We start from the raw sequence: 22334 nt of genomic DNA, 5'->3' as shown, positions 1-22334 counted from the left end.
AGATCGAAGTAAACCCTCACATCAACGCGTGACGATGAGTGGCCCGGGAAGGTCGTTCAGCGGAACGGCGGTTGCGCCGAACGGTCGCCGACGGTGGACGAGCGGCAGCGGTCAGGCGAGGGCGAAGTCCGTGTGGGTCAGGCGCGCGGAGGCCTCCCACAGCTTCGGGCCCACTCCAGGTTGCCGGGCCGCGCGGGCGGGTCGGTGGAGCGCCGGGTTGCCGCGCAGATGGCCGATGCCGTCCGGGCCGACGTAAGAGCCGCCGGGAACGTCCGCGGTGGCGGCGTAGAGGGCCGGCCAGGCGCCGTGTTCGGCGTCGTTGAACATCCACAGTGTCGAGCGGAAGACCGCTCTGCCGATCCCGGTGGCGTGCCGGAGCAGGTCGGTGCGCGCGATGCCGGGGTGTGCGGTGACGGCCCGGATGCTTGAGCCCGCGTTGTCGAGCCGGCGCTGCAGCTCGGCGGTGAAGTAGACCGTGGCGAGCTCCGAATCGGCGTAGGACTGGAAGGCGCTGTAGGGCCGTCTGGTGCCGTCGACGTTGTCGAGCTGGATCCGCCCGCGACGGTTGGTCTGCGAGGTGATCGAGACGACGCGGCTGGTGGGCGCGTTACGGATGCGCGGCAACAGCAGGTTGGTCAGCGCGAACGGGCCGAGGTAGTTGATGCCCATCTGCAGCTCGAAGCCGTCGGCGCTGCGGTCCTCGGGGATGAGCATGACGCCCGCGTTGTTGATGAGGATGTCGACCTCACCGGTCCAGGCGTCGACGAACGAATGGATCGACGCGAGGCTGGACATGTCGAGGTGGCGGACCTCGGTCCTGCCGGGCAGGGCGGCGGCCACCTCACGGCCCTTGTCCATGTTGCGGACGGCGAGGACGACACCCGCGCCGGCACGCGCGAGCTCGCGCGCCTCGATCATCCCGAGCCCCGAGCTGGCGCCGGTCACGATCGCCGTCATGCCAGCCAGGTCACCGATGTCGTCGGGAGTCCATCCGCGTCGGCTCATGCCCGAACCTGCCTGCCGCTCGATCTCAGACGCCGGTTACCCACTCCGCCGCGATCCACGCCGCTGACAGGGTTCTTTCCTATTCGACATGGCGTCAGAAGCGGCCTCTTGCGTATTGACGGAGAGCGCTCTATCGGCCATCGTGTGGGCACGGCGTGGTCGGCGCACGCTTCATGACCGTCCCCATGAGAAAGGTCCGATCATGTTGCGCAGAGCGCTGCTCTGCGTGGCCCTGGCGGCAGCGACGCTCGTCGGCATTCCGGCGAGCCCCGCTCTCGCGGCCGACTTCACCGTGCTTGTGTTCAGCAAGACGGCGGGGTTCCGGCACGACTCGATCCCGGCGGGCATCGCCGCGATCCAGCAACTGGGCACGCAGAACAACTTCACCGTCGAAGCCACGGAGGACGCGACCGCGTTCACCACGGCCAACCTGGCCAGGTTCCAGGCCGTCATCTTCCTGTCCACCACCGGCGACGTGCTCAACGCCGCTCAGCAGACCGCGTTCGAAGGCTACATCCGCGCCGGCGGCGGCTACGCGGGCGTGCACGCCGCGGCCGACACCGAGTACGACTGGGCCTGGTACGGCAGCCTGGTCGGCGCGTACTTCCTCCAGCACCCCGCGATCCAGCAGGCCACCGTGCGGATCGAGGACAGCAGCCACCCGTCCACCGCCGGCCTGCCGGCCAACTGGGTGCGCACCGACGAGTGGTACAGCTACCGCACCAACCCGCGGGCCAACGTGCGGGTGCTGGCCAACCTCGACGAGTCCACGTACTCCGGCGGTGGCATGGGTGACCACCCCATCGCCTGGTGCCGCGCCTACGACGGCGGGCGCACCTGGTACTCCGGCATGGGTCACACGCAGGAGAGCTACGCGGACACCAACTTCCGCAACCACCTCCTGGGCGGCATCCGGTACGCGGCACAGGGCACCGGCAACTGCACGGTCGGCTCCGGGCCGGTCGACCCGCCGGGCGCCTTCGCACAGGTCACCCTCGCCAAGGGAGTGGCCGAGACCGGTGAGCCGATGGGCCTGACCGTGCTGCCTGACCGCGGCGTGCTGCACACGTCGCGCGACGGCACCGTGCGCTACACCGACGCCGCCGGCAACACCAAGGTGGCGCTGACCATCCCGGTCTACACCCACGACGAGGAGGGCCTGCAGAGCATCAAGGCCGACCCCGCGTTCGCCACGAACCGCTGGGTCTACCTCTACTTCGCGCCACCCCTGTCCACACCGGCCGGTGACGCGCCGACGACCGGCACCGCGGCGCAGTTCGCGCCGTTCAACGGCGTCAACCGGCTCGCGCGCTACACCGTGCGGGCGGACAACACGATCGACCCGGCGTCGGCGGTGACCGTCATCGAGGTGCCGTCCAGCCGCGGCCAGTGCTGCCACGTCGGTGGCGACATCGACTTCGACGCGGCCGGCAACCTCTACCTGTCCACCGGCGACGACACCAACCCGTTCGACTCGGCCGGCTACGCGCCGCTCGACGAGCGGACCGACCGCAACCCGGCCTTCGACGCGCAGCGCTCCTCCGGCAACACCAACGACCTGCGCGGCAAAGTCCTCCGGATCAAGCCGAGTGCGGCCGGCGGCTACACGGTCCCGGCCGGCAACATGTTCGCGCCCGGCACCGCGAACACCCGGCCCGAGGTGTACGCCATGGGCTTCCGCAACCCGTTCCGGATGAGCGTCGACAAGGCGACCGGCATCGTCTACCTCGGCGACTACGGGCCCGACGCGGGCACCGCCGACCCGAACCGCGGGCCGGCCGGCACGGTCTCCTACGAGCGGATCACCCAGCCCGGCAACTACGGCTGGCCGTACTGCTCCAACTACAACACCCCGTACCACGAGTACACGTTCCCCAGTGGACCGTCGCTGGGCCTGTACAACTGCGCGGGCGGACCGACCAACAACTCGCGCAACAACACCGGTCTGACCACCCTGCCGGCGTCGCGGGCGGCGTGGCTCGGCTACGGCGGCGGCCAGGACCCGCCCGGCATCTGCTGCGGCAGCCTCTCGCCCATGGGCGGCGCGGTCTACCGCTACAACGCGGCCCTCAACTCGTCGGTGAAGTTCCCGCCCTCGTACGACGGCAAGTTCTTCGCCACCGAGTTCGGTCGCCGGTTCATCAAGACGATCAACATCAACGCCAACGGCACGCCGGGTACGATCACGAGCTTCCCCTGGACCGGCACCCAGGTGATGGACTACGAGTTCGGCCCGGACGGCGCGCTCTACGTGCTCGACTACGGCACCGGTTGGTTCGGCGGCGACGCGAACTCGGCCGTCTACCGCATCGAGTACCAGGTCACCGGGGGCAACCGGCCACCGGTAGCCGTCGCCAGCGGCAACCCGACCGGCGGCACGGCACCGCTGACGGTCCAGTTCTCGTCGGCCGGCTCCACCGATCCGGACGGCAACCCGTTGACGTACGCCTGGGACTTCCAGACGAACGGCTCGGTCGACTCGACGGCGGCCAACCCGTCGTTCACCTACACCGCCAACGGCCAGTACACGGCGACGCTGACGGTGCGCGACCCGTCCGGCGCCTCGGCGACGGCCAGCGTGGTGATCGGGGTCGGCGGCCCGACGATCAGCGTGTCGTTGCCGCAACCCGGCCGGCTGTTCAACTTCGGTGACCAGGTGCCGTTCACGGTCAACGTCACCGACCCGGCCAACCCGACGATCGACTGTTCCCGGGTCACGGTGACCTACGTGCTCGGGCACGACGCGCACGGCCACCCGATCACCAATGTCAACGGGTGCAGCGGCAACATCCAGACGACGGTCGACGGCGAGCACGACGTGTCGGCGAACATCTTCGGGATCATCAACGCCGCGTACACCCCGCCGGGCTCGACCACCGCGATCAACGCGACCCCGGTGGTCCTGCAGCCGCGCGCACGGCAGGCCGAGCACTTCGGCGGCCAGCAGGGCGTCGCCATCGTGACCTCGACGGCGGCACAGGGCGGCAGTGCGGTCGGCAACATCAGCAACGGTGACTGGATCTCGTTCAACCCGTACTACCTGTCCGGGCTGGCCACCGGGTTCACCGCCCGGGTGTCGGCACCGGCGGGCGGCGGCGGGACGATCACGATCCGCTCGGGCTCGGCTACCGGCACGGTGGTCGGCACGGCCACCGTCGCGGCGACCGGCTCGTTCGACACGTTCGCCGACGTGACCGGCACGATCACCGCGCCGACCACGTCCGGACCGCTGTTCCTGGTGTTCACCGGCGGCACGGGCGCGGCGCTGTTCAACGTCGACTCGTTCGCGTTCACCACGGGCACCACCCCGCCGACCGGGACCAACCTGGCGCTCAACAAGCCGGCGACGGCGTCGAGCGTCGAGGCCCCGGAGTTCCCGGCGTCGAACGCCGTGGACGCCTCGGCGACCACCCGCTGGTCGAGCGCGTTCAGCGACCCGCAGTGGATCCAGGTCGACCTGGGCCAGACGTACTCGATCGACCGGGTGCGGCTGCTCTGGGAGGCGGCGTACGGCTCGGCGTACCAGATCCAGACGTCGACCAACGGCACCACCTGGACCACGGTCCGGTCGGTGACCGGCGGCAACGGCGGCGAGGACGACAACACCGCCCTCAACGCCAGCGGCCGGTACGTCCGGATCAACGGCACCGCGCGCGGCACGGCGTGGGGTTACTCGCTGTTCTCGTTCGAGGTGTACGGCGGTGGCGGCCAGCCGCCGACGGCGACGAACGTGGCGCTGAACAAGCCCGCGACGGCGTCGAGCGTCGAGAACGCGGCGTTCCCGGCCTCGCTGGCGGTCGACGCGTCCACCACGACCCGGTGGTCGAGCGCGTTCAGCGACCCGCAGTGGATCCAGGTCGACCTGGGCCAGACGTACTCGATCAGCAGGGTGCGGCTGCTCTGGGAGGCCGCCTACGGCTCCGCGTACCGGATAGAGACCTCGACCAACGGCACCACCTGGACCGTCGCGCGGACGGTGACAGGCGGTAACGGCGGCGAGGACGACAACACCGGATTGAGCGCGAGTGGCCGGTATCTCCGGATCTACGGCACCGCCCGGGGTACAGCATACGGATACTCCTTGTTCAACCTGGAGGTGTTCGGAAGCTGACCATTTGGCGGGGGGTGCGTGCGCGCGCCCCCCGCCGCTTCCCGGTTTAGGCTGTTCACGTGATCGACGCGGCCACCGACAGCGACGAGCGGCTCCGGCGGCTCGAAGCCGTCACGGACGCCGCCCTGTCGCACCTCGACGTCGATGCCCTGCTCGACGAGCTGCTCGACCGGGTCCGCGAGCTGCTCGGTGTCGACACCGTCGTGATCCTCCTGCTCGACCCGCACGCCCGGCAGCTCGTCGCCACCGCGGCCAAGGGCCTCGACGACCATTTCAAGGTTGGTGTACGCGTCCCGATCGGCCGAGGCTTCGCCGGGCGGGTCGCCCGTGACCGCCGGCCCGTGATCGTCGACGACATCACCGAGGAGAGCGACACCAGCCCGCTGGTACGCGGCGGGGGAGTGCGGTCCCTGCTCGGCGTGCCGATTTTCGGCGGCGGCGAACTGGCCGGCGTGCTCTATGTAGGCAGCCGGTCGCCCCGGGCCTTCAACACCGACGACGCCCGCCTGCTGGAGATGGTCGCCGACCGGGCCAGCGTGGCCACCCACACGCGGGCCGGCACGGTCAACCGCGAGACCGCCCTCGCCCTGCAGCGCAGCCTGCTGCCGACGGCGCTGGCCGAGGTGCCCGGCGTCGACATGGCGGCCCGCTACCTGCCGGGCCACGACTCCGGCGTCGGCGGCGACTGGTACGACGTGTTCACCCTGCCGTCCGGCTGGCTCGGCGTGGTGGTCGGTGACGTCTCCGGCCACGGCCTGGAGTCGGCCGTGGTGATGGGCCGGCTGCGCAGCGCGCTGCGGGCGTACGCCCTGGTCTGCGCCGACCCCGCCGACGCGCTCGAGCACCTCGACGCGAAGGTGCACCACTTCGAGACCGGCAGCCTGGCGACCGTGCTCTACGCGGTGATCCCGCCCGAGCGCGACAAGGTGCACGTCTCGGTCGCCGGCCACCCGCGCCCGGTGCTGGTCGACCCGTCGGGCCGCGCCGAGCTGCTGCCCGCGCCGACGGACGTGCCTCTGGGCATGGGCCGCCCGGCCGGCACCCGCCGCACCACGGTGGTCGACTTCCCGCCCGGTGCGGTGCTGGTCTGCTACACCGACGGCTTGATCGAACGCCGGCAGGAATCCATCGACGTGGGCATCGAACGCCTGCTCGCCACAGTCTGGCCCGGCGAGCCCGACGAGGTCTGCACGGCGCTGATGTTCGCGGTCGGCGAGGAGCGCCCGACCGACGACACCGCGCTGCTCGCCATCCGCCGGCTCGGCCCGCCGCCCCACCCCGAGCCGCGGTTGCTCCTGGCGGCCGAGTTCGACCGGGCGGGCGTGGCGACGCTGCGCCGGCGGGTCGCCGACGAGGCCGAGCGGCACGGCCTGGCCGACGACGTCGCCGACGACTTCGTCGCCGCGGTCAACGAGGTGATGACCAACGCGATCCGGCACGGCGGCGGCGCCGGCGCGCTGCGCCTGCTCGCCGACCACACGGGCCTGGTCTGCGAGGTCCGCGACCACGGCAACGGCTTCCCAGCGGCCGCATTCCTGGCCCGCGAGGTGCGGCCGACCCCGTCGTCGACAGGCGGCATGGGCCTGTGGATCGCCCAACAGACCAGCCACGCGCTGCACATCGAGAGTGGCCCGGCCGGCACGCTGGTCCGGATCACCGCGGCTCACTGAATGGTCGCGGCCCTCGAGCTCTACCTGGACACCCATGCGACCCGGCGGCTCCGGACGCTGTGGCACGCCCTGGAGGCCGAGGGCATCCCGACGCTGGCGTCGCTGCAGGACTCGAAACACCGCCCGCACGTCTCCCTGGCCGCCGCGGCGCGCCTGTCACCGGACGCGGTGGCCGAGGCCCTGGGCGCCGTCCCGCTCGGCCGCGGCCTGGAGCTGGACATGGACTTCGTCGGCCAGTTCGTCGGCCGGGTGGTCTGGCTCGGCATCACACCGACCCCCGAGCTCCTGGACCTGCACCGGGCGGTGCACGACCGACTGGCCGAGGGCGGGGTCGAGGTCTGGGAGCACTACCGACCGGGCCGCTGGGTGCCGCACTGCACGGTCTCGCTCCGGGTGCCGAACCCATTGATGGGCCCGGCGGTCCGCCGCTGCCTGGAAATCCTCCCGCTGCACGCCACGATCACCGGCGCCTCGATCACCGACCACGCCAACGACATCGCCCACGCCCTACCCAGCTAGGGTGCCATGCTGTCCGGGTGGGTTTTGATCGACTGGATCTGAGCGTGCCCGTTCATCGGATCGGACTCGGGCTGGCCGCGATCGGGCGGCCGGGCTACATCAATCTCGGGCGGGATCGGGATCTGCCCGCCGAGCGGACCGTCGAGGCCATGCGGCGGCGGACCCATGACGTGCTCGATGCCGCGTACGCCGCCGGGGTGCGCTACTTCGACGCCGCGCGGTCCTACGGGCGGGCCGAGGAGTTTCTGGCCGGCTGGGTCGTCGACCACCCGGACGTCGTGGTCGGGTCCAAGTGGGGCTACACCTACGTCGCCGGGTGGCGGGTCGATGCCAAGGTGCACGAGACCAAGGACCACAGCGTGGGTACGTTCGACCGGCAGGTCACCGAGACCCGTGAGCTGCTCGGTGAGCGGCTCGACCTCTACCAGATTCACTCCCTCACGCCCGAGAGCGGCGCGCTCACCGACCCGACGCTGCACCGCCACCTCGCCGACCTCGGCGCCCGCGGTGTCACGATTGGCGTGTCGACCAGCGGGCCGCGGCAGGCCGACGCGATCCGGGCCGCGATGGAGATCAAGGTCGACGGCGCGCCGCTGTTCCACAGCTTCCAAGCCACCTGGAACCCGCTCGAACCATCCGCCGGGCCGGCGCTCGCCGACGCGCACGCCGACGGGCGGCACGTGATCATCAAGGAGGCCGTGGCCAACGGGCGGCTCGCGGACCGGGACGCCGACGTGCTCGCGCACGCGCTCGCCCAGCCCTGGGTCGACGTGGTGCTCTCCGGCGCCGCGACCACCGCGCAGCTCGCCAGCAACCTGCGGGCGCTGGACGTCACCGACCCCGGGCCGCTGCCGGCGCCCGAGACACCCGACGAGTACTGGCGGCACCGGGCCGCCCTGCCGTGGTCGTAGCCCTCAGAGCAGCCCGGACAGGATCACCAGGCCGATCACCACGAAGACCAGCGGCACGAGCCAGTGCCCGAACCGCCCGAGCGCGGCGACGACCGACCGGTGCCCACCGAGCCACGAGCCGACGACGCACCACACCGCCGTCAGGACCGCGAAGACCGCGATCGTGAGCAGGGAGTCGACCAGGCCGATCGTCCGGAACACCGGCGTGTAGACGGCGATGTTGTCGGAGCCGTTGGCGATCGTGACAGCCGCGACCGAGACGAGCCCGGAGGCGACCACCGGGGGACCGTCCCCGGTTGCGCGAAAGGCGGCCAGGAGGCCACGGACGCCCAGCGCCAGCGGGATCAGGCCGAGCAGGCCGACCCACCGGTCCGGCAGCAACGTCAGGCCGAGCGCCGCCGCGCCCGCGATCGCGACCAGCGCGCCTATCCCCGCGTACTGCCCGACCCAGATCTGCCACGGCCTCGGCCGCCCGGCGCTGCGGGCCGCCAGGAACAGCACCGTGAGCACGAGCAGGTCGTCGATATTCGTGCCCGCGAACACGCCGGCCGCCGCCGCGACCGTGCCGACCACATCCGTCACCGCCCGCACCATACGCGACCGCGCGTACCCTCGGGTGGTGGCCTTCGCCGTGATCGCACTGGTGGCCGCCCTCGCGGTGAGCGTCGCGGTGGCGGCCTGGCGTCAGGGTGCCGCCGCCCGCAGGTGGCACGCCCTGCGCTCCTGGGCCGACGGCGCCGGCTGGCGGCTGGCACCGACCCCCGCGGAGGTCGAGTGGCTGCCCGTGGTCGCGCTGCCGGTCGCGGTCGTCGACGGCCGGCACGAGCAGCACGAGATCGCCGTCGTCTGGGCGGCGGCGGCGGGCAAGGGCGCCACCACCACGGTGTACGTCCGGGTCGCCGACCACGGCGCCGCCCTGGCCTCGTACCACCGTTGGCTCGACCCGAGCGAGATCGACGAGGCCGTTCTGACGGCGCTGCCGAGCTGACCGGGGCAGCGGCCCTGGCGACTGCCGTTTCCGCCAGGGCTACTGCCGCCGGGATTGCCGGCTAGACCAGATATCGGGCGTACGCGTCGGGCGTGAAGAACGCCGGCAGCTCCTCGGCGAGCGCGGTCTCCAGGAAGATCCGCGCGGCCGCCGGCCGCAGCCCGGCCTCCTCCTCGTCCACGATGGACCGCACCAGGTCCTCGGTTACCGCACCGCCCTCGGCCAGCGGGGTCCGGTGGTGCACCCACTGCCAGACCTGGCACCGCGCGATCTCCGCGGTCGCCGCGTCCTCCATGAGGTCGAAGATGGCGGCGGCGCCGGTGCCGCGCAGCCAGCTGTCGAAGTAGCGCAGCGCGACGGCCACATTGGACCGCAGCCCGGCGGCGGTGACCGCGCCCGGTGTCAGGTCGACAGCGAGCAGTTCGTCGACGTTGACCGCGACCTCGTCCCGGCGCCGTTCGTGTTGGTGCGGCCGGCTGCCGAGCACGGCGGTGAACGCCGCCTCGCACGTGTCGACCAGGCCCGGGTGCGCCACCCACGAGCCGTCGAAGCCGTCGCCGGCCTCGCGCTCCTTGTCGGCGCGGACCTTCGCGAACGCGACCTCGTTGACCGCCGGGTCGCGGCTCGGGATGAACGCCGCCATGCCGCCGATCGCGTGCGCGCCGCGCCGGTGGCAGGTCTTCACGAGCAGCTCGGTGTACGACCGCAGGAACGGCACCGTCATCGTCACGTCGGCCCGGTCGGGCAGCACGAAGTCCGCCCGGTTGCCGAACTGCTTGATGATGCTGAAGATGTAGTCCCAGCGGCCGGCGTTGAGCCCGGCGGCGTGGTCGCGCAGCTCCCACAGGATCTCGTCCATCTCGAACGCCGCGGTGATCGTCTCGATCAGCACCGTGGCCCGGATCGTGCCCTGCGGGATGCCCAGGTAGTTCTGCGCGAAGACGAACACGTCGTTCCACAGTCGGGCCTCGCGGTGGCTCTCCAGCTTCGGCAGGTAGAAGTACGGGCCCTTGCCCGCGTCGATCTGCCGCTGTGCACAGTGGAAGAAGTAGAGCCCGAAGTCGACCAGGCTCGCCGAGATCGGCCGGCCGTCGACCACGATGTGCTTCTCCGCCAGGTGCCAGCCACGGGGGCGCACCACGATGGTCGCCGGGTCGGGGCCGAGCGCGTACGCCTTGCCGGCCGGGTCCGTGAAGTCGATCTCCCCGTCCAGGGCCGCGATCAGGTTGGCCTGCCCGCCCATCAGGTTGTCCCAGGTGGGCGCCAGCGCGTCCTCGAAGTCGGCGAGCCAGACCCGGGCGCCCGAGTTGAGCGCGTTGACGGTCATCTTCCGCTCGGGCGGGCCGGTGATCTCCACCCGCCGGTCCTCCAGACCCGGCGCGGGCGGCGCGACCCGCCAGCTCGGGTCGTTGCGGATGTGCGCCGTCTCGTGCAGGAAGTGCGGCAACTGGCCGGCCGCGTACCGGGCCCGGCGGGCCCGCCGGGTGTCCAGCAGGGCCACCCGGCGGCCGGCGAACTCGCTGTCGAGCGCGACCAGGAAGTCGAGCGCCTTCGGGTCAAGGATGTCCTCGTATCCATTGCCCAGGACCTCGATCCGCATCATCAGAACTGCGCCTCCTCGGTCGATCCGCGTAGGGCCGTGGTCTCGCCGGCCGGGTTGAGCACCGTGCTGATCAGGTCGAAGTAGCCGGTGCCGACCTCGCGCTGGTGCTTGGCGGCGGTGTAACCGTGCTCCTCCGCCGCGAACTCCTTCTCCTGCAGGGCCACGTACGCCGGCATGCCGTCGGCCGCGTAACCCCGCGCCAGGTCGAACATCGAGTAGTTGAGCGCGTGGAAGCCGGCCAGGGTGATGAACTGGAACGCGTACCCCATGTGCCCAAGCTCCCGCTGGAACTTGGCGATCGTCGCGTCGTCGAGGTGCTTGCGCCAGTTGAACGACGGCGAGCAGTTGTAGGCCAGGAGCTGGTCCGGATAACGCTGCTTGATCGCCTCGGCGAACGTGCGCGCCTCCTCCAGGTCCGGCGTGCTCGTCTCCATCCAGATCAGATCGCTGTGCGGCGCGTACGCGAGACCGCGCGCGATGCACGGCTCGATGCCGGCGTGCACCCGGTAGAAGCCCTCCGCCGTCCGCTCACCGGTGAGGAACCGCTGGTCGCGCTCGTCGATGTCGGTCGTGAGCAGGTTCGCCGCGTGCGCGTCGGTGCGGGCCACGATCAGCGTCGGCACGCCGGCCACGTCCGCCGCGAGGCGAGCCGCCTCCAGCGTGCGGATGTGGTGCCCGGTCGGGATCAGCACCTTGCCGCCCAGGTGGCCGCACTTCTTCTCGGAGGCGAGCTGGTCCTCCCAGTGCACACCGGCCGCGCCTGCGGTGATCATCGCGGTCATCAGCTCGTACGCGTTGAGCACGCCACCGAACCCGGCCTCCGCGTCCGCGACGATCGGCGCGAGCCACTCTGTTTCGGTGTCACCCTCGGCCGTGGTGATCTGGGCCGCCCGCAGCAGCGCGTTGTTGATCCGGCGCACGACGGCGGGCACCGAGTTGGCGGGGTAGAGGCTCTGGTCCGGGTACGTCTGTCCCGCCAGGTTGGCATCCGCCGCGACCTGCCAGCCCGACAGGTAGATGGCCTTCAGCCCCGCCCGCACCATCTGCACCGCCTGGTTGCCGGTGAGCGCGCCGAGCGCGTTGACGTAGTCCTCGTCGTGCAGCAGGGTCCAGAGGCGTTCGGCGCCCCGGCGGGCCAGCGTGTGCTCCTCCTGGATGGCACCACGCAGCCGGACCACGTCGTCCGCGCTGTAGGTGCGCTCCACACCGTGCCACCGCGGCGCGGTCGCCCACTCCCGCCGCAGCTGCTCCGCCGATTGGGTCATCGCCGACTCCTTACGTCGAAAAGGCTCCTGCCGGTCACCGTCCCACAGCGGGAATTGAGCGCGCGAGGTACGGAAACAGCCAATTCTTGAAAAGTCTCGACCCCGTTTTTGCGAAGTTGCGAATGACCAATTGGCAACGTGCTAACATCGCGACGGATGGTGGAGGTGAGGCTGCGGTTAAAAGGCGCCTGGACCTCCGGTCGGCGCAAACCCGAGGGAGGGGGAGTGGCAAAGACCTTCGCGGGTGCCCGCCTGCGCCGCCTGCGCGAGGATCGCAGCGTTTCCCAGATCGATCTCGCCCGCCAGTTGGGCATCTCGCCGAGCTATCTCAACCAGATCGAGCACGACACGCGGCCGCTGACCGTTCCGGTGCTGATGCGGATCACCGAGGTGTTCGGGGTCGACCCGGCGTTCTTCGCGCCGCACGACACGCCGCGGCTGGTCGCCGACCTGCGCGAGGCGCTGCCGGCCCGGGCCGGGCTGCACGACCTGACCGAGCTGGCGACCAAGCTGCCCGAGGTCGCCGAGGCGGTGATCGACCTCTACCGGCGCTACCGGCAGACCGACGACCAGCTCGCCGAGGTGGTCGGCGACCGCGACCTGGTCGCCGGCCGCAGCCCGCACGACCAGGTCAGCGACTTCTTCTACCGCCGCCAGAACTACGTGCCCCCGCTCGACGAGGCCGCCGAGGAGCTGGCCGGCCGGATCGGCGCCGGGCGCGGCGAGATCCTCGAGGCGCTGCGCGCCCGGCTGGCCGACCGCCACGGGGTGCGCATCGTCCGGGAAGACCACGAACGGCTCGGCGGCGACCTGCACCGCTATCAACCGCAGACCCGCACGTTGCATTTGTCGCTGTCATTGCGACCGGGCCAGCAGGCCATTCGGATGGGCGCCCAGATCGGCATGTTGGAATATGCCGACGAGATCGACGAAATCATCGAGGAAGAAAAGTTCGACGACGTTCAGACGCAGATTCTGACCCGGGTCGGGCTGGCCAACTATTTCGCCGCGGCGCTGATCCTGCCCTACGAGGTGTTCCTCGCCGCCGCCGAGCGGATGCGCTACGACATCGGGCTGCTGACCGAGCACTTCGGGATGGGCTGGGAGAGCGTCTGCCACCGGCTGTCCACGCTGCAACGGCCCAAGGCGCGCGGCGTGCCGTTCTCGTTCGTCCGCGTCGACCGGGCCGGCAACATGTCCAAACGCCAGTCGGCGACGGGATTCCCGTTCTCCCGCTCGGGCGGCACGTGTCCACTCTGGAACGTCTACGAGGCGTTCAGCGCGCCCGGCCGGGTGATCACCCAGATCGCCGCGATGCCCGACGGCCAGCGCTACCTGTGGATCGCCCGCACGGTGATCCACCAGCACGCCGGCTACGGCCAGCCGGGCAAGGCGTTCGCGATCGGGCTGGGCTGCGAGATCCGGCACGCGGGGCGGCTGGTCTATTCGACGGGAATGGACCTCGACTCGGTCGACGGCGCCACCCCGATCGGGCCGGGCTGCAAGACCTGCGAGCGGCTGACCTGCCCGCAGCGCGCCGCGGCGCCCATCGGCCGCCGGCTCGATCTCGACGAGAACCGGAGCACTTTCATCCCGTACCCCCTGATGGGCTGAGTAGCCTCGGGACGTGATGGAGGCAGTCGACCAAGTCACCCGCGCGGTGTTCGGGTTCGACCTGCGGCCGGGCCAGCGCACGGCCGTCGAGTCGATCGTCGCCGGCCGCGACACCCTCGCCGTGCTGCCGACCGGCAGCGGGAAGAGCGCGATCTACCAGGTGGGCGGGCTGGTGCTGGGCGGGCTGACGGTGGTGGTCTCGCCGCTGATCGCCCTGCAGCGCGACCAGGCCGCCGCGCTCGGCCGCCGGTCGAAGCCGTCCGGCGAGCCGGTCCGGGTGGTGCAGCTCAACTCGTCGCTGCACGCGGGGGAGCGGCGGGCCTCGCTCGCGGCGCTGCGGGCCGGGCAGGTCGACTTCGTGATGCTCGGCCCCGAGCAACTGGCCAACGAGGAGTCCGTCGGCGCGCTCTCGGGCGTCAACCTGTTCGCGATCGACGAGGCGCACCTGGTCAGCCAGTGGGGCCGCGACTTCCGGCCGGAGTACCTGCGGCTGCCGATGGTCGGTGAGGCGCTCGGCGGCCCGACGATCGTCGCGCTGACCGCGACCGCGGCGCCGCCGGTGCAGGCCGACATCACGCGGGAGCTGAAGATGCGCTCGCCGCGCGTCGTGGTCACCGACTTCGACCGGCCGAACATCCATCTCGCGGTCCGACGGGCGCGGCACGACCTGCCGGAGGACCGGGCGATCGACGACCGCACGGTCGAGGTGGTGCTGGCGCACGACTCGCCGGCGCTGGTGTACGCACTGACGCACGCCCGCTGCGAGGAGTTGGCGTCGCGGCTGGACCTCGACGCGTACCAGGCGGCGCCGTACCACGCGGGCCTGCCGGCGGCGCGCCGCGCGCAGGTGCAGGACGACTTCCTCGCCGGGCGCCTGGACGTGGTGGTGGCGACGAGCGCGTTCGGGATGGGGATCGACAAGCCGGACGTGCGCACGGTCGTGCACGCGGGCGTGCCCGGCAGCCTGGACGAGTACTACCAGGAGATCGGCCGCGCCGGCCGGGACGGGCAGCCGTCCCGCGCGGTGGTGGTCTACGACCCGCGCACGATCCGCATCCCGCGCCTGCTCGCGGCGCGCTCGCGGATGGCGCCGGCCACGGTGCACAAGGTGGTCGACGCCCTGGAGGCGGCGCCAGGCCGGCTGACCGTGAAGTCCGTGGTGGACACCAGCGGCGTGAGCCGCCAGCAGGTGCTGCGGGTGGTCGAGGAGCTCGTGGAGCTGGGCTTCCTGGAACCCGACGGCAGCGACGGCGTGGTCAAGCCCGACCAGCTCCCGCCGGACGCGTTCGCCCTGGTGTCCAAGGAGGGCGGGCGCCAGCAGTCGATCCTGCGGTCGAGGATCGAGGCGGCCCGCGAGTACGCGGAGACCGACCGCTGCCGCCGCGCGGAGCTGCTGGGCTACTTCGGCGAGCACTACGATCCGCCGTGCGGCGCGTGCGACAACGACGAGGCGGCCGCGGCGGCGCGCCGCCAGCCGTCGAAGGCCCAGGTGGGCCGCCGGCACCACGAGCCGGCCGCGACGGCGACCCGGGTCCGGCACCGCCTGTGGGGCGAGGGCACGCTGCTGTCCCGCGACGACCACGAGCTGACGGTGGCCTTCGACACGGTCGGCTACCGCCACCTGACCCCGGCGGTCCTGGAGAACGGCATCCTCACCGTCGAGAGTTAGGGGACATGTCGGCGGCGACGGCGTCGGGTGGCATCGGGCGGCCGAACAGGTAGCCCTGCCCGAACCGGCAGCCGGCCTCCGTCACGGCCGCGGACTCGGGCTCGGTCTCGATGCCCTCGGCGACCACGGTCAGGTCCAGGCCGTCGGCGATGTCGACGATGCCGCGCACGAGCTGTCGTTGCTTGGCCGACGTGACGAGGGAGCTCACGAAGGAGCGGTCCAGCTTCACGATGTCGAGCGGGATGTCGGTGAGGTGGCTCAGCGCCGAGTAGCCCGTGCCGAAGTCGTCGACGGCGACCCGGATCCCGGCGCGGCGCAACCGGCTCAGGTCGTTCCACACGGCGTTGCCCTCGCGCAGCAGCGTGCTCTCGGTGATCTCCATGACCACCCGTTCCGCCGGCATACCGTGGTCGGCCAGCTTGCCGCGCAGCATGTCCACGAAGCCGGTGTTGACGAGCTGGCGGCCCGACACGTTCACGGCCAGGTACGGGTCCGGCCGTCGCCCGTTGCCCCGCCACCCGCTGGCGAACCGCAGGGCGTTGTCCAGCACCCACTCGCCCATCCGCAGCACGAGCCCAGACTCCTCGGCCACACCGATGAACTGCGCGGGGCGCAGGGCTCCGCGGCGGGGATGCCGCCAGCGCACGAGCGCCTCGTAGCCGACCACGGACCGGTCCGACAGCCCGACGATCGGCTGGTACGCCAGGCGCAGCTCGTCGTGCCGGATCGCCCGGTCGAGCGCGGTGCGCAGTTCCATCCGCGCCGCCAGCGAGTCGTGCATGGACCGCCGGAACCGCCGCCACTGGCCTTTGCCCGCGTTCTTGGCCGCGTACAACGCGATGTCCGCGTCGCGCAGCAACTCGACGCCGTCGCTGGCGTCGTCGGTGGTAGCCAGGCCCAGGCTCGCCGCGCACAGGATCTCCTGGCCGCCGACCTGGACGGGCTGCCCCAGGAGCTGCACCAGCCGGTCCGCCGTGCCGGCGAGCTCGGCCTCGGTCGACGCGCCACCCAGGAGCACGGCGAACTCGTCACCACCGATGCGGGCGGCCATGGACTCGACCCCGTCCGGCATGCCGCTGGTGAAACCCTGCAAGCGGTGCCCGACCACGCGCAGCACCTCGTCGCCGACGTTGTGTCCGTAGCTGTCGTTGACGAGCTTCAGGTCGTCGAGATCGATGAAGAAGACCGCGCCGAGCTTGCCGTCCTCGCGGACGTGGCGGCCGAGCGACTCGAGCCGCTCGCTGAAGTACTCCCGCCGGCTCAAACCGGTCAGCGGATCCACGTACGCCTGCCTGGTCAGCTCCCGCTCGAGCGTGCGTTGCGCCGTGACGTTCCGGAGCGTGAGCACGAACGCACCGATCGAGGGTTCCTCGCGAAGGTCACGGCAGGTGGCCGAGAGGTGCGAGACCTGGCCGTCCGGCGCCCGGACCGTCCAGTCGTGCTGTGCCCGCACCTCCTCGCCCGGCGCGGCCGTGGCGGCGCGGTCGCAGAGGGCGAGCGCGTCCGCCTCGTCCTTGGGGCCGAGCAGGTCCGTGACCCGCAGCGACGGCGCGACGTGGGCGCCGAAGATCGCCAGCGACGACGGGCTCGCGTACCGGATCACCGTCGACTGGTCGACGATCATGATCACGTCGGTGGCGTTCTGGACCAGCGTGCGGAAGTAGCTCTCGCTGGCGTACTTGATCACGGACTGGTTGAGCCGGATCCGCTCCAGCGCGTCGCTCGCCTGCTGCGCGAGTGACGCGAGCGGCGCGCGGACGCGGTTGATCCGCTGCGGGTCGCCGCTGATCGAGACGGCCGGCCGGCCGTCGTCCGTGGGCCCACCGACCAGCACGACCCCGGCCGCCGGCTGGACGTCCGGCACGTCCCCGCCGACCGTCACCTGGACCGGGCCGGCCAACAGGTCGCCGGCGGCGCGCTCGGTCGCCGCTGTCACGCCACCTGAGTCGCGCGCGTCCGCGAGATCGGCTGTCGCCCGGCCGGCGATCCGTTCCCGGGCGACCCGTCGGCGCAACTGGTACGACACATCGACGAGCCGGAACAGCGCCAGCCCCAGGATCACCGTGGACACCGCGGTCACCAGCGGCCGCACCCATGGCGCCATGTCGACCGCGCTCGACAGCAGCAGCGCGGACGGGAGCAGTGCCAGCAGCGCCACCAACCCCAGCCGGAGCCTGGGGTCCCGATCGAGGTCCTGCTCGCCGTCGGGCTCGTCGAACGAGCGCATCGACGGGACGAGGGCAGCCGCCCCGATCGCGACGAAGAACCCCAGGAAGCCCAGCAGGATCGGGCTCTGCTGGAGGAAGTCACCGCGGACCCGGCCGAGTCGGTACAGCACGTCGTAGACGACGAGGCCGACCGGGCCGGTCGCCAGCAGCGCCGACGAGACACTCCACCGGGCCGACGTGACGAGATGGATCGTGGCGGCGATGACGACCACGTCACGCGCGACGTAGCCGATCCGGGCCGCCGCCCATATGCCACCGGCCGGAGCGATGGCGTACGGCACGCCGATCAGGATGCCGAAGAGCAGCCCCGCTCCCAGCACGACGATCGCGGTGTCCAGGACCAGGGTCACGGTGCGCTCCCGGGTGTGCCGGGCGAGCCCGACCATGCCGGCCGTGAAGAGGACCAGTGTCGTCAGGTGGATCAGCCAGACGATCCACGTCAGTGGTTTCTGGCCGTACTGGCCTGGCAGCGCGTCGTAGACGATCCTGCCGAGCATCGTCAGGAACAGGCTGGCGGCCAGGGCCAGCCACGAGTTTCGCCGGCGCGGCTGGTAGTGCCGGACGGCCAGCAGGACCGCGGCCGTCGACGTCACACCGACCACTGCCACCCCGCTGGTGAGTTGCCCGACGGCGTAGAGCAACACGCCTGCCAGGCAGAGGCACGCGTAGACGGCCATGGACCATCGGCCCCACATCGACGACGGGGCCTCCTCTCGTACGCGGGGCTGGGCGACAAGGCCCCTCGTCCCATGGTCCTCGCATGCCTCCGGGCCCGTCCGGCCAATGTCGGCGCGGGGCGAAGGTCCCGGCGGGTACGGGACGGGAGTCCCGTGCAGGTGTGGTCCAGCGGCACTGCTGTGCCGGCCGTGAAGGGCGTGGAATCGACGTGGGTCCAGACAGGACCCGGAGGACACGAGAGGACGTGGGCACCATGACCGCGATGGCAGAGCGGCACACCGCGCGGACGACCGCTCCGGCGGTCACCGGCGAGACGACCGCGGGGAGGGCGGCGCGGTACGTGTGGGCGGGCGTCCGCCTGGCGTTCGCGTTCACCTTCCTGTGGGCGTTCCTGGACAAGGTTTTCGGGCTCGGCTTCGCCACCCCCGCGGAGCGTTCCTGGCTCAACGGCGGCAGCCCCACCAAGGGCTTCCTGAGCGGGGCCGAGGGCCCGTTCGCCGGCCTCTACCACAACCTGGCCGGCACGGCCTTCGCCAACTGGGCGTTCATGCTCGGCCTGCTCGGCATCGGGTTGGCCTTCGCTCTCGGCATCGGCATGCGGGTCGCGGCGGTCTCGGGCGCCCTGCTCTACGTGCTGATGTGGTCGGTCGCGCTGCCGCCCGCCAGCAACCCCTTCCTGGACGAGCACCTGATCAGCGCGGCCGTGATGGTCGGCCTGGCGCTCGTCGGCGCGGGCCGCACGCTGGGCCTCGGCGGCTACTGGGAGACGCTGCCGATCGTGCGGCGACTGCCCTGGCTCAAGTAGCACCGCACCACGTTCGGGGCACCGCCGGCCGGCGGTGCCCCGTCAGTCGTGTGTCACCACGACCGGGCACCGGGCGTGGTGCAGCAGTTGCGGGCACACCGATCCGAGCAGCGTGCCGGCGACCGGACCGTGGCCGTGGCTGCCGATGACCACCGCCCGCGCGTTGCGGGAGTGCGCGACCAGCGCGTCCGCCGCACCGCCGTGCGTGACCAGGACGCGGGCGTCCACCGTCGGGTACCGCTCCCGCCACGGGTCGAGCTCGCGGGTCAGGTCCGCGGCCACCGACTGGTCCCGGTCGTCGAGCGCGTACACCAGCGACTGGTAGCCGAAGCCGAGCGCCGGCGAGGGCGGGTAGTAGGCGCGCACGCCCACCAGCGCGGCGCCGTGTGCGGCCGCGAAGTCGAAGGCGAGCTCCACCGCGGGTCGCGACGCGTCGGAGCCGTCGCAGCCGACGACCACCGGGCCGGTGCGCTCGCCGCCGCGCACGATGGCGACCGGGCCGGGCGCGCGGGTGGCGACCTGCCAACTCACGGAGCCGAGCAGGAGACTGCGGACGCCGCCACGGCCGCGGCTGCCGACGACGAGCATCGCGGCATCGCGGGCCGCGTCCAGCAGCGTCTGGACCGCCGGCCCGGCCACGTCCTGCGCGCGCACCCGGACGCCGCGCCGCACGCGGGCCGCCGCCTCCTCGGCGGTCGTCGCCGGCTGGTCGGGCTCGTGCGCGGACAGCACGCGCAGCGGGACGCGGCGGAGGGCGGCCTCCGCGGCGGCCCACCGGACGGCCTCGGCCGCGCAGGCGGAACCGTCCGTACCGACGACGATCTCTCGGTGGTCCACGGGCGTCGCCCCCTCTTCTTCAAGCGTGGCACGGAACCGTCGGCACCAGCGGCAACTCTGGGCCCGGGCGTGGGCCATCCGGCCCGCGAACCGATGCCGCCCGGCCCTGCCGGGACCGCCGCCGAAGGGGTTGGCTGGAGGTGAGGCCGAGGAAAGGACAGGACGATGTCGGGCATCGCAGAGCCGCTCGCGGCGGCCGCCGACGCGGCGGGCTACGCGCCGTCGATCCACAACACCCAACCGTGGGCCTGGCGGGTGCTGCCGGACCGGCTGGCGCTGTCGGCCGACCGCGGCCGGCAACTGGCCGCCACGGACCCGGACGGCCGGCTCATGCTGCTGAGCTGTGGCACCGCGCTCGAGCACGCCCGCCTCGCGCTGCTGGCACAGGGCTGGGCCGCACGGGTCGACTACCTGCCGGACCCGGCGCGGCCGGACCTGCTCGCCGAACTGGTGCCGGGCGAACGGGTCGACGTCACGCCGGAAGCGGTGCGCATGGTGGACGCGATGCCAGTCCGGCACACGGACCGGCGGCCGGTCTCCGCCGCGCTGCCGGCCGACGCGGACGCGGCCATCGTCTCCGCGGCCCACGGTCTGGCGAGACTGCACCGGCTCACCGGCGACCAGGTCCTGGAGCTGGCCGCTGCGGCACACCGGGCCGCCGAGATCGAGGCGGACGACCCACTGATCCGGGCCGAGCTGGCCTACTGGACCAGCCGGTCCGCGCCGGAGGGCACCGGTCTGCCGCCGGACGTGCTGCCGGGGCGGGCGCCCGAGACGACGGTCCCGGCGCGCGACTTCGGCGTGGAGGGCACGCTGCCGATCGGCCCCGGCCACGACAAGGACGCGGAGTACGTGCTCCTCTACGGCGACGACGACGCACCGGCGTCCTGGTTGCGCGCCGGCATGGCCCTCGCGGCCGTCTGGCTCACCGCGGTCCAGCGGGGAGTGTCGGTGGTGCCGCTCAGCGGCGTCGTCGAGGTCGCCACGACCCGGACGGTGCTGCGGGGGATCCTGTCGGGCGTCGGATACCCGTACCTGGTGATCCGGCTCGGTGTCGGCGCTCCGGGTGAGACACCGCGGACACCCCGCCTGCCCGTCGACCAGACCGTGGAGCGCGGCTGAGGGTCAGACATCGGGGTCGATGACGGCGGCGACCGGCCGGCGTGGTGTGGGCCGTCCGGGCTGCCCGTAGCCGATGCGGAGCACGAGCTGGGGCACGCCCTGGCGGCCGAGCGCGGCCCGCAACCGGGCCCGGGCGGTCGGCACCTCGATCGCCTGCGAGAACATCGACACGGCCAGGCCGGCGTCGGTCGCCGTCAGCAGCACCCGCTCCAGCGCCTGGCCGGCGGTCACCTGGTCGGCCTCGCGGTCGGTGGCGGTGCCGAGCACCGCGACGAGCGGTTCGGGTTCGTAGTCCCGGCCCGGCGGCCGGGTGCGGGCGCCGAAGGCGCGCATCGGCAACAGGTCCTGCGGCTCGGGGGAGTAGCCCGCGGCCCGCTCGGCGACGCCGTCCTCCGCGCTGCCGCCGTCCCGGCGCCACCGGGCGAGCTCGGCCGCGTAGGCGGGGTCGCGGCGCAGCACCCGGTTCGCGGCGTTGACCACCTCGGCGAGCGCGTTGACCGCGCTGGCACCGATGATCAGGTCGAGCCAGCCGCCTTCCGCGCGGGCGGCGGCGACCAGGCGGGCCCGGAGGTCCGCCGGCACCGCCTCGGTGCGGAACGGCATGCGGTTGCTGCACCGGCGGGGGATGGCGGCGTGGAGGGCACGTTCGGCGCCGGAGGGCGGTCGCGGGACGTCGGGCACCAGTTCGGCGATCACGTCGCGGTCGACCGGCCGCACCACCACGGCGGGCGGGCGGCCCAGCGCGGCCAGCGCCAGCCGCAGGTTGAACACGGCCGCACCGCAGCTCACCCGGCCCGCCCAGGCCCGCGCCGGGATGTCGGGCAGCCGGGCCGGGTCGAGGCGGACCTCGATCGCGCCGTCGTTGAGGGCGAAGCGCCACGGTTGGCTGTTGTGCATGGACGGCGCCCGGACGGCCAGCGCGGCCGCCTCGGTCAGCTCGTCCATGGCGTACCCGGTCGTCGTCGCCTGCATGACCCCAGCCTGCGCCGCGCGTTCGGCGACCCGTCAGGGGCGGAAGTCCCGACGCCCAGGGACCTAAGGTGGGGGCGTGATTCGCGTTTACCTGCTCGACGACCACGAGGTGGTCCGTCGTGGCCTGACCGACCTGTTGGAGAGCCAGGGTGACATCGAGGTGGTCGGTGAGTCCGGGCTCGCGCACGAGGCGACCGCGCGGATCCCGGCGTTGCGGCCCGATGTGATGATCCTCGACGCCCGGCTCCCGGACGGGAGCGGTATCGACGTCTGTCGGGACGTGCGGGCGGTCGACCCGACGATCAAGGGCTTGATTCTGACGTCGTACGAGGATGAT

General features: G+C 72.2%; 17 protein-coding genes. 10 read left to right on the top strand and 7 right to left on the bottom strand.

Annotated features, from left to right (window positions below):
* Positions 1-111 precede the first annotated feature (111 nt).
* Positions 112-1005, bottom strand: coding sequence for an oxidoreductase (locus Air01nite_RS08060; protein ID WP_203701329.1), 894 nt, complete (start codon positions 1003-1005; stop codon positions 112-114).
* A gap of 202 nt (positions 1006-1207) precedes the next feature.
* On the opposite strand from Air01nite_RS08060, the gene Air01nite_RS08055 reads away from it, so the two are divergent.
* The 4 genes from Air01nite_RS08055 to Air01nite_RS08040 are packed head-to-tail and all read left to right on the top strand — an operon-like array spanning position 1208 to position 8216.
* Complete coding sequence (locus Air01nite_RS08055) at positions 1208-5116, top strand: ThuA domain-containing protein (RefSeq protein WP_203701328.1); 3909 nt, start codon at positions 1208-1210, stop codon at positions 5114-5116.
* Between the two features lie 59 nt (positions 5117-5175).
* Positions 5176-6786, top strand: coding sequence for a SpoIIE family protein phosphatase (locus Air01nite_RS08050; RefSeq protein ID WP_203701327.1), 1611 nt, complete (start codon positions 5176-5178; stop codon positions 6784-6786).
* Positions 6787-7305 (top strand): 2'-5' RNA ligase family protein, encoded by a 519-nt coding sequence (locus Air01nite_RS08045; protein ID WP_203701326.1) that lies wholly within the window; start codon positions 6787-6789, stop codon positions 7303-7305.
* A 44-nt stretch (positions 7306-7349) separates the two neighbouring features.
* Positions 7350-8216, top strand: a complete 867-nt coding sequence (locus tag Air01nite_RS08040; protein WP_239090572.1) for an aldo/keto reductase — start codon at positions 7350-7352, stop codon at positions 8214-8216.
* A gap of 3 nt (positions 8217-8219) precedes the next feature.
* On the opposite strand, the gene Air01nite_RS08035 is transcribed toward Air01nite_RS08040, so the two are convergent.
* A complete protein-coding gene (locus Air01nite_RS08035; RefSeq protein WP_239090571.1) occupies positions 8220-8798 on the bottom strand; it encodes a cadmium resistance transporter in 579 nt (192 codons plus the stop codon).
* A 37-nt stretch (positions 8799-8835) separates the two neighbouring features.
* On the opposite strand from Air01nite_RS08035, the gene Air01nite_RS08030 reads away from it, so the two are divergent.
* A complete protein-coding gene (locus Air01nite_RS08030; protein ID WP_203701324.1) occupies positions 8836-9204 on the top strand; it encodes a hypothetical protein in 369 nt (122 codons plus the stop codon).
* Positions 9205-9265: 61 nt separating this feature from the next.
* On the opposite strand, the gene aceB is transcribed toward Air01nite_RS08030, so the two are convergent.
* Both aceB and aceA read right to left on the bottom strand, forming a co-directional pair.
* Complete coding sequence (gene aceB, locus Air01nite_RS08025; protein ID WP_203701453.1) at positions 9266-10804, bottom strand: malate synthase A; 1539 nt, start codon at positions 10802-10804, stop codon at positions 9266-9268.
* A gap of 2 nt (positions 10805-10806) precedes the next feature.
* On the bottom strand, positions 10807-12072 hold the full coding sequence (aceA, locus tag Air01nite_RS08020; RefSeq protein WP_203701323.1) for an isocitrate lyase: 1266 nt from the start codon (positions 12070-12072) through the stop codon (positions 10807-10809).
* A 225-nt stretch (positions 12073-12297) separates the two neighbouring features.
* Between aceA and Air01nite_RS08015 the strand changes: the two genes are divergently transcribed.
* Positions 12298-13686, top strand: coding sequence for a short-chain fatty acyl-CoA regulator family protein (locus Air01nite_RS08015; protein ID WP_239090570.1), 1389 nt, complete (start codon positions 12298-12300; stop codon positions 13684-13686).
* Between the two features lie 16 nt (positions 13687-13702).
* On the top strand, positions 13703-15355 hold the full coding sequence (locus Air01nite_RS08010; RefSeq protein ID WP_239090586.1) for a RecQ family ATP-dependent DNA helicase: 1653 nt from the start codon (positions 13703-13705) through the stop codon (positions 15353-15355).
* Here Air01nite_RS08010 and Air01nite_RS08005 read toward each other — a convergent pair.
* Positions 15339-18260 carry a putative bifunctional diguanylate cyclase/phosphodiesterase gene (locus Air01nite_RS08005; protein ID WP_203701320.1) on the bottom strand — a complete coding sequence of 974 codons (2922 nt, stop codon included), beginning with the start codon at positions 18258-18260 and terminating at the stop codon, positions 15339-15341. The genes Air01nite_RS08010 and Air01nite_RS08005 overlap by 17 nt on opposite strands.
* Positions 18261-18514: 254 nt before the next feature.
* Here Air01nite_RS08005 and Air01nite_RS08000 point away from each other — a divergent pair, with 254 nt between their 5' ends.
* Complete coding sequence (locus Air01nite_RS08000; protein ID WP_373310348.1) at positions 18515-19066, top strand: hypothetical protein; 552 nt, start codon at positions 18515-18517, stop codon at positions 19064-19066.
* Between the two features lie 42 nt (positions 19067-19108).
* Here the strand turns inward: Air01nite_RS08000 and Air01nite_RS07995 are convergent, their stop codons facing one another.
* Positions 19109-19903, bottom strand: coding sequence for a universal stress protein (locus Air01nite_RS07995; RefSeq protein ID WP_203701318.1), 795 nt, complete (start codon positions 19901-19903; stop codon positions 19109-19111).
* A 165-nt stretch (positions 19904-20068) separates the two neighbouring features.
* Here Air01nite_RS07995 and Air01nite_RS07990 point away from each other — a divergent pair, with 165 nt between their 5' ends.
* A complete protein-coding gene (locus Air01nite_RS07990; protein ID WP_203701317.1) occupies positions 20069-21025 on the top strand; it encodes an Acg family FMN-binding oxidoreductase in 957 nt (318 codons plus the stop codon).
* A gap of 3 nt (positions 21026-21028) precedes the next feature.
* Here Air01nite_RS07990 and Air01nite_RS07985 read toward each other — a convergent pair whose 3' ends face one another.
* Positions 21029-21997, bottom strand: a complete 969-nt coding sequence (locus Air01nite_RS07985; protein ID WP_203701316.1) for an Acg family FMN-binding oxidoreductase — start codon at positions 21995-21997, stop codon at positions 21029-21031.
* 76 nt (positions 21998-22073) lie between these two features.
* Here Air01nite_RS07985 and Air01nite_RS07980 point away from each other — a divergent pair.
* Positions 22074-22334: response regulator (locus Air01nite_RS07980; protein ID WP_203701315.1), on the top strand; the 261-nt coding region annotated here is incomplete at its 3' end.

The organism is Asanoa iriomotensis (genome assembly GCF_016862515.1).
GTDB lineage: Bacteria > Actinomycetota > Actinomycetes > Mycobacteriales > Micromonosporaceae > Asanoa > Asanoa iriomotensis.
This window is presented reverse-complemented; position numbering and strand designations above follow the sequence as displayed.

Excerpts from the sequence above, each read along its gene's own strand:
- Air01nite_RS08060 (WP_203701329.1), bottom strand. The coding sequence starts at position 1,005 with ATGAGCCGACGCGGATGGACTCCCGACGACATCGGTGACCTGGCTGGC.
- Air01nite_RS08055 (WP_203701328.1), top strand. The coding sequence starts at position 1,208 with ATGTTGCGCAGAGCGCTGCTCTGCGTGGCCCTGGCGGCAGCGACGCTC.
- Air01nite_RS08045 (WP_203701326.1), top strand. The coding sequence starts at position 6,787 with ATGGTCGCGGCCCTCGAGCTCTACCTGGACACCCATGCGACCCGGCGG.
- aceB (WP_203701453.1), bottom strand. The coding sequence starts at position 10,804 with ATGCGGATCGAGGTCCTGGGCAATGGATACGAGGACATCCTTGACCCG.
- aceA (WP_203701323.1), bottom strand. The coding sequence starts at position 12,072 with ATGACCCAATCGGCGGAGCAGCTGCGGCGGGAGTGGGCGACCGCGCCG.
- Air01nite_RS08010 (WP_239090586.1), top strand. The coding sequence starts at position 13,703 with ATGGAGGCAGTCGACCAAGTCACCCGCGCGGTGTTCGGGTTCGACCTG.
- Air01nite_RS08005 (WP_203701320.1), bottom strand. The coding sequence starts at position 18,260 with ATGGCCGTCTACGCGTGCCTCTGCCTGGCAGGCGTGTTGCTCTACGCC.
- Air01nite_RS08000 (WP_373310348.1), top strand. The coding sequence starts at position 18,515 with ATGACCGCGATGGCAGAGCGGCACACCGCGCGGACGACCGCTCCGGCG.
- Air01nite_RS07990 (WP_203701317.1), top strand. The coding sequence starts at position 20,069 with ATGTCGGGCATCGCAGAGCCGCTCGCGGCGGCCGCCGACGCGGCGGGC.
- Air01nite_RS07985 (WP_203701316.1), bottom strand. The coding sequence starts at position 21,997 with ATGCAGGCGACGACGACCGGGTACGCCATGGACGAGCTGACCGAGGCG.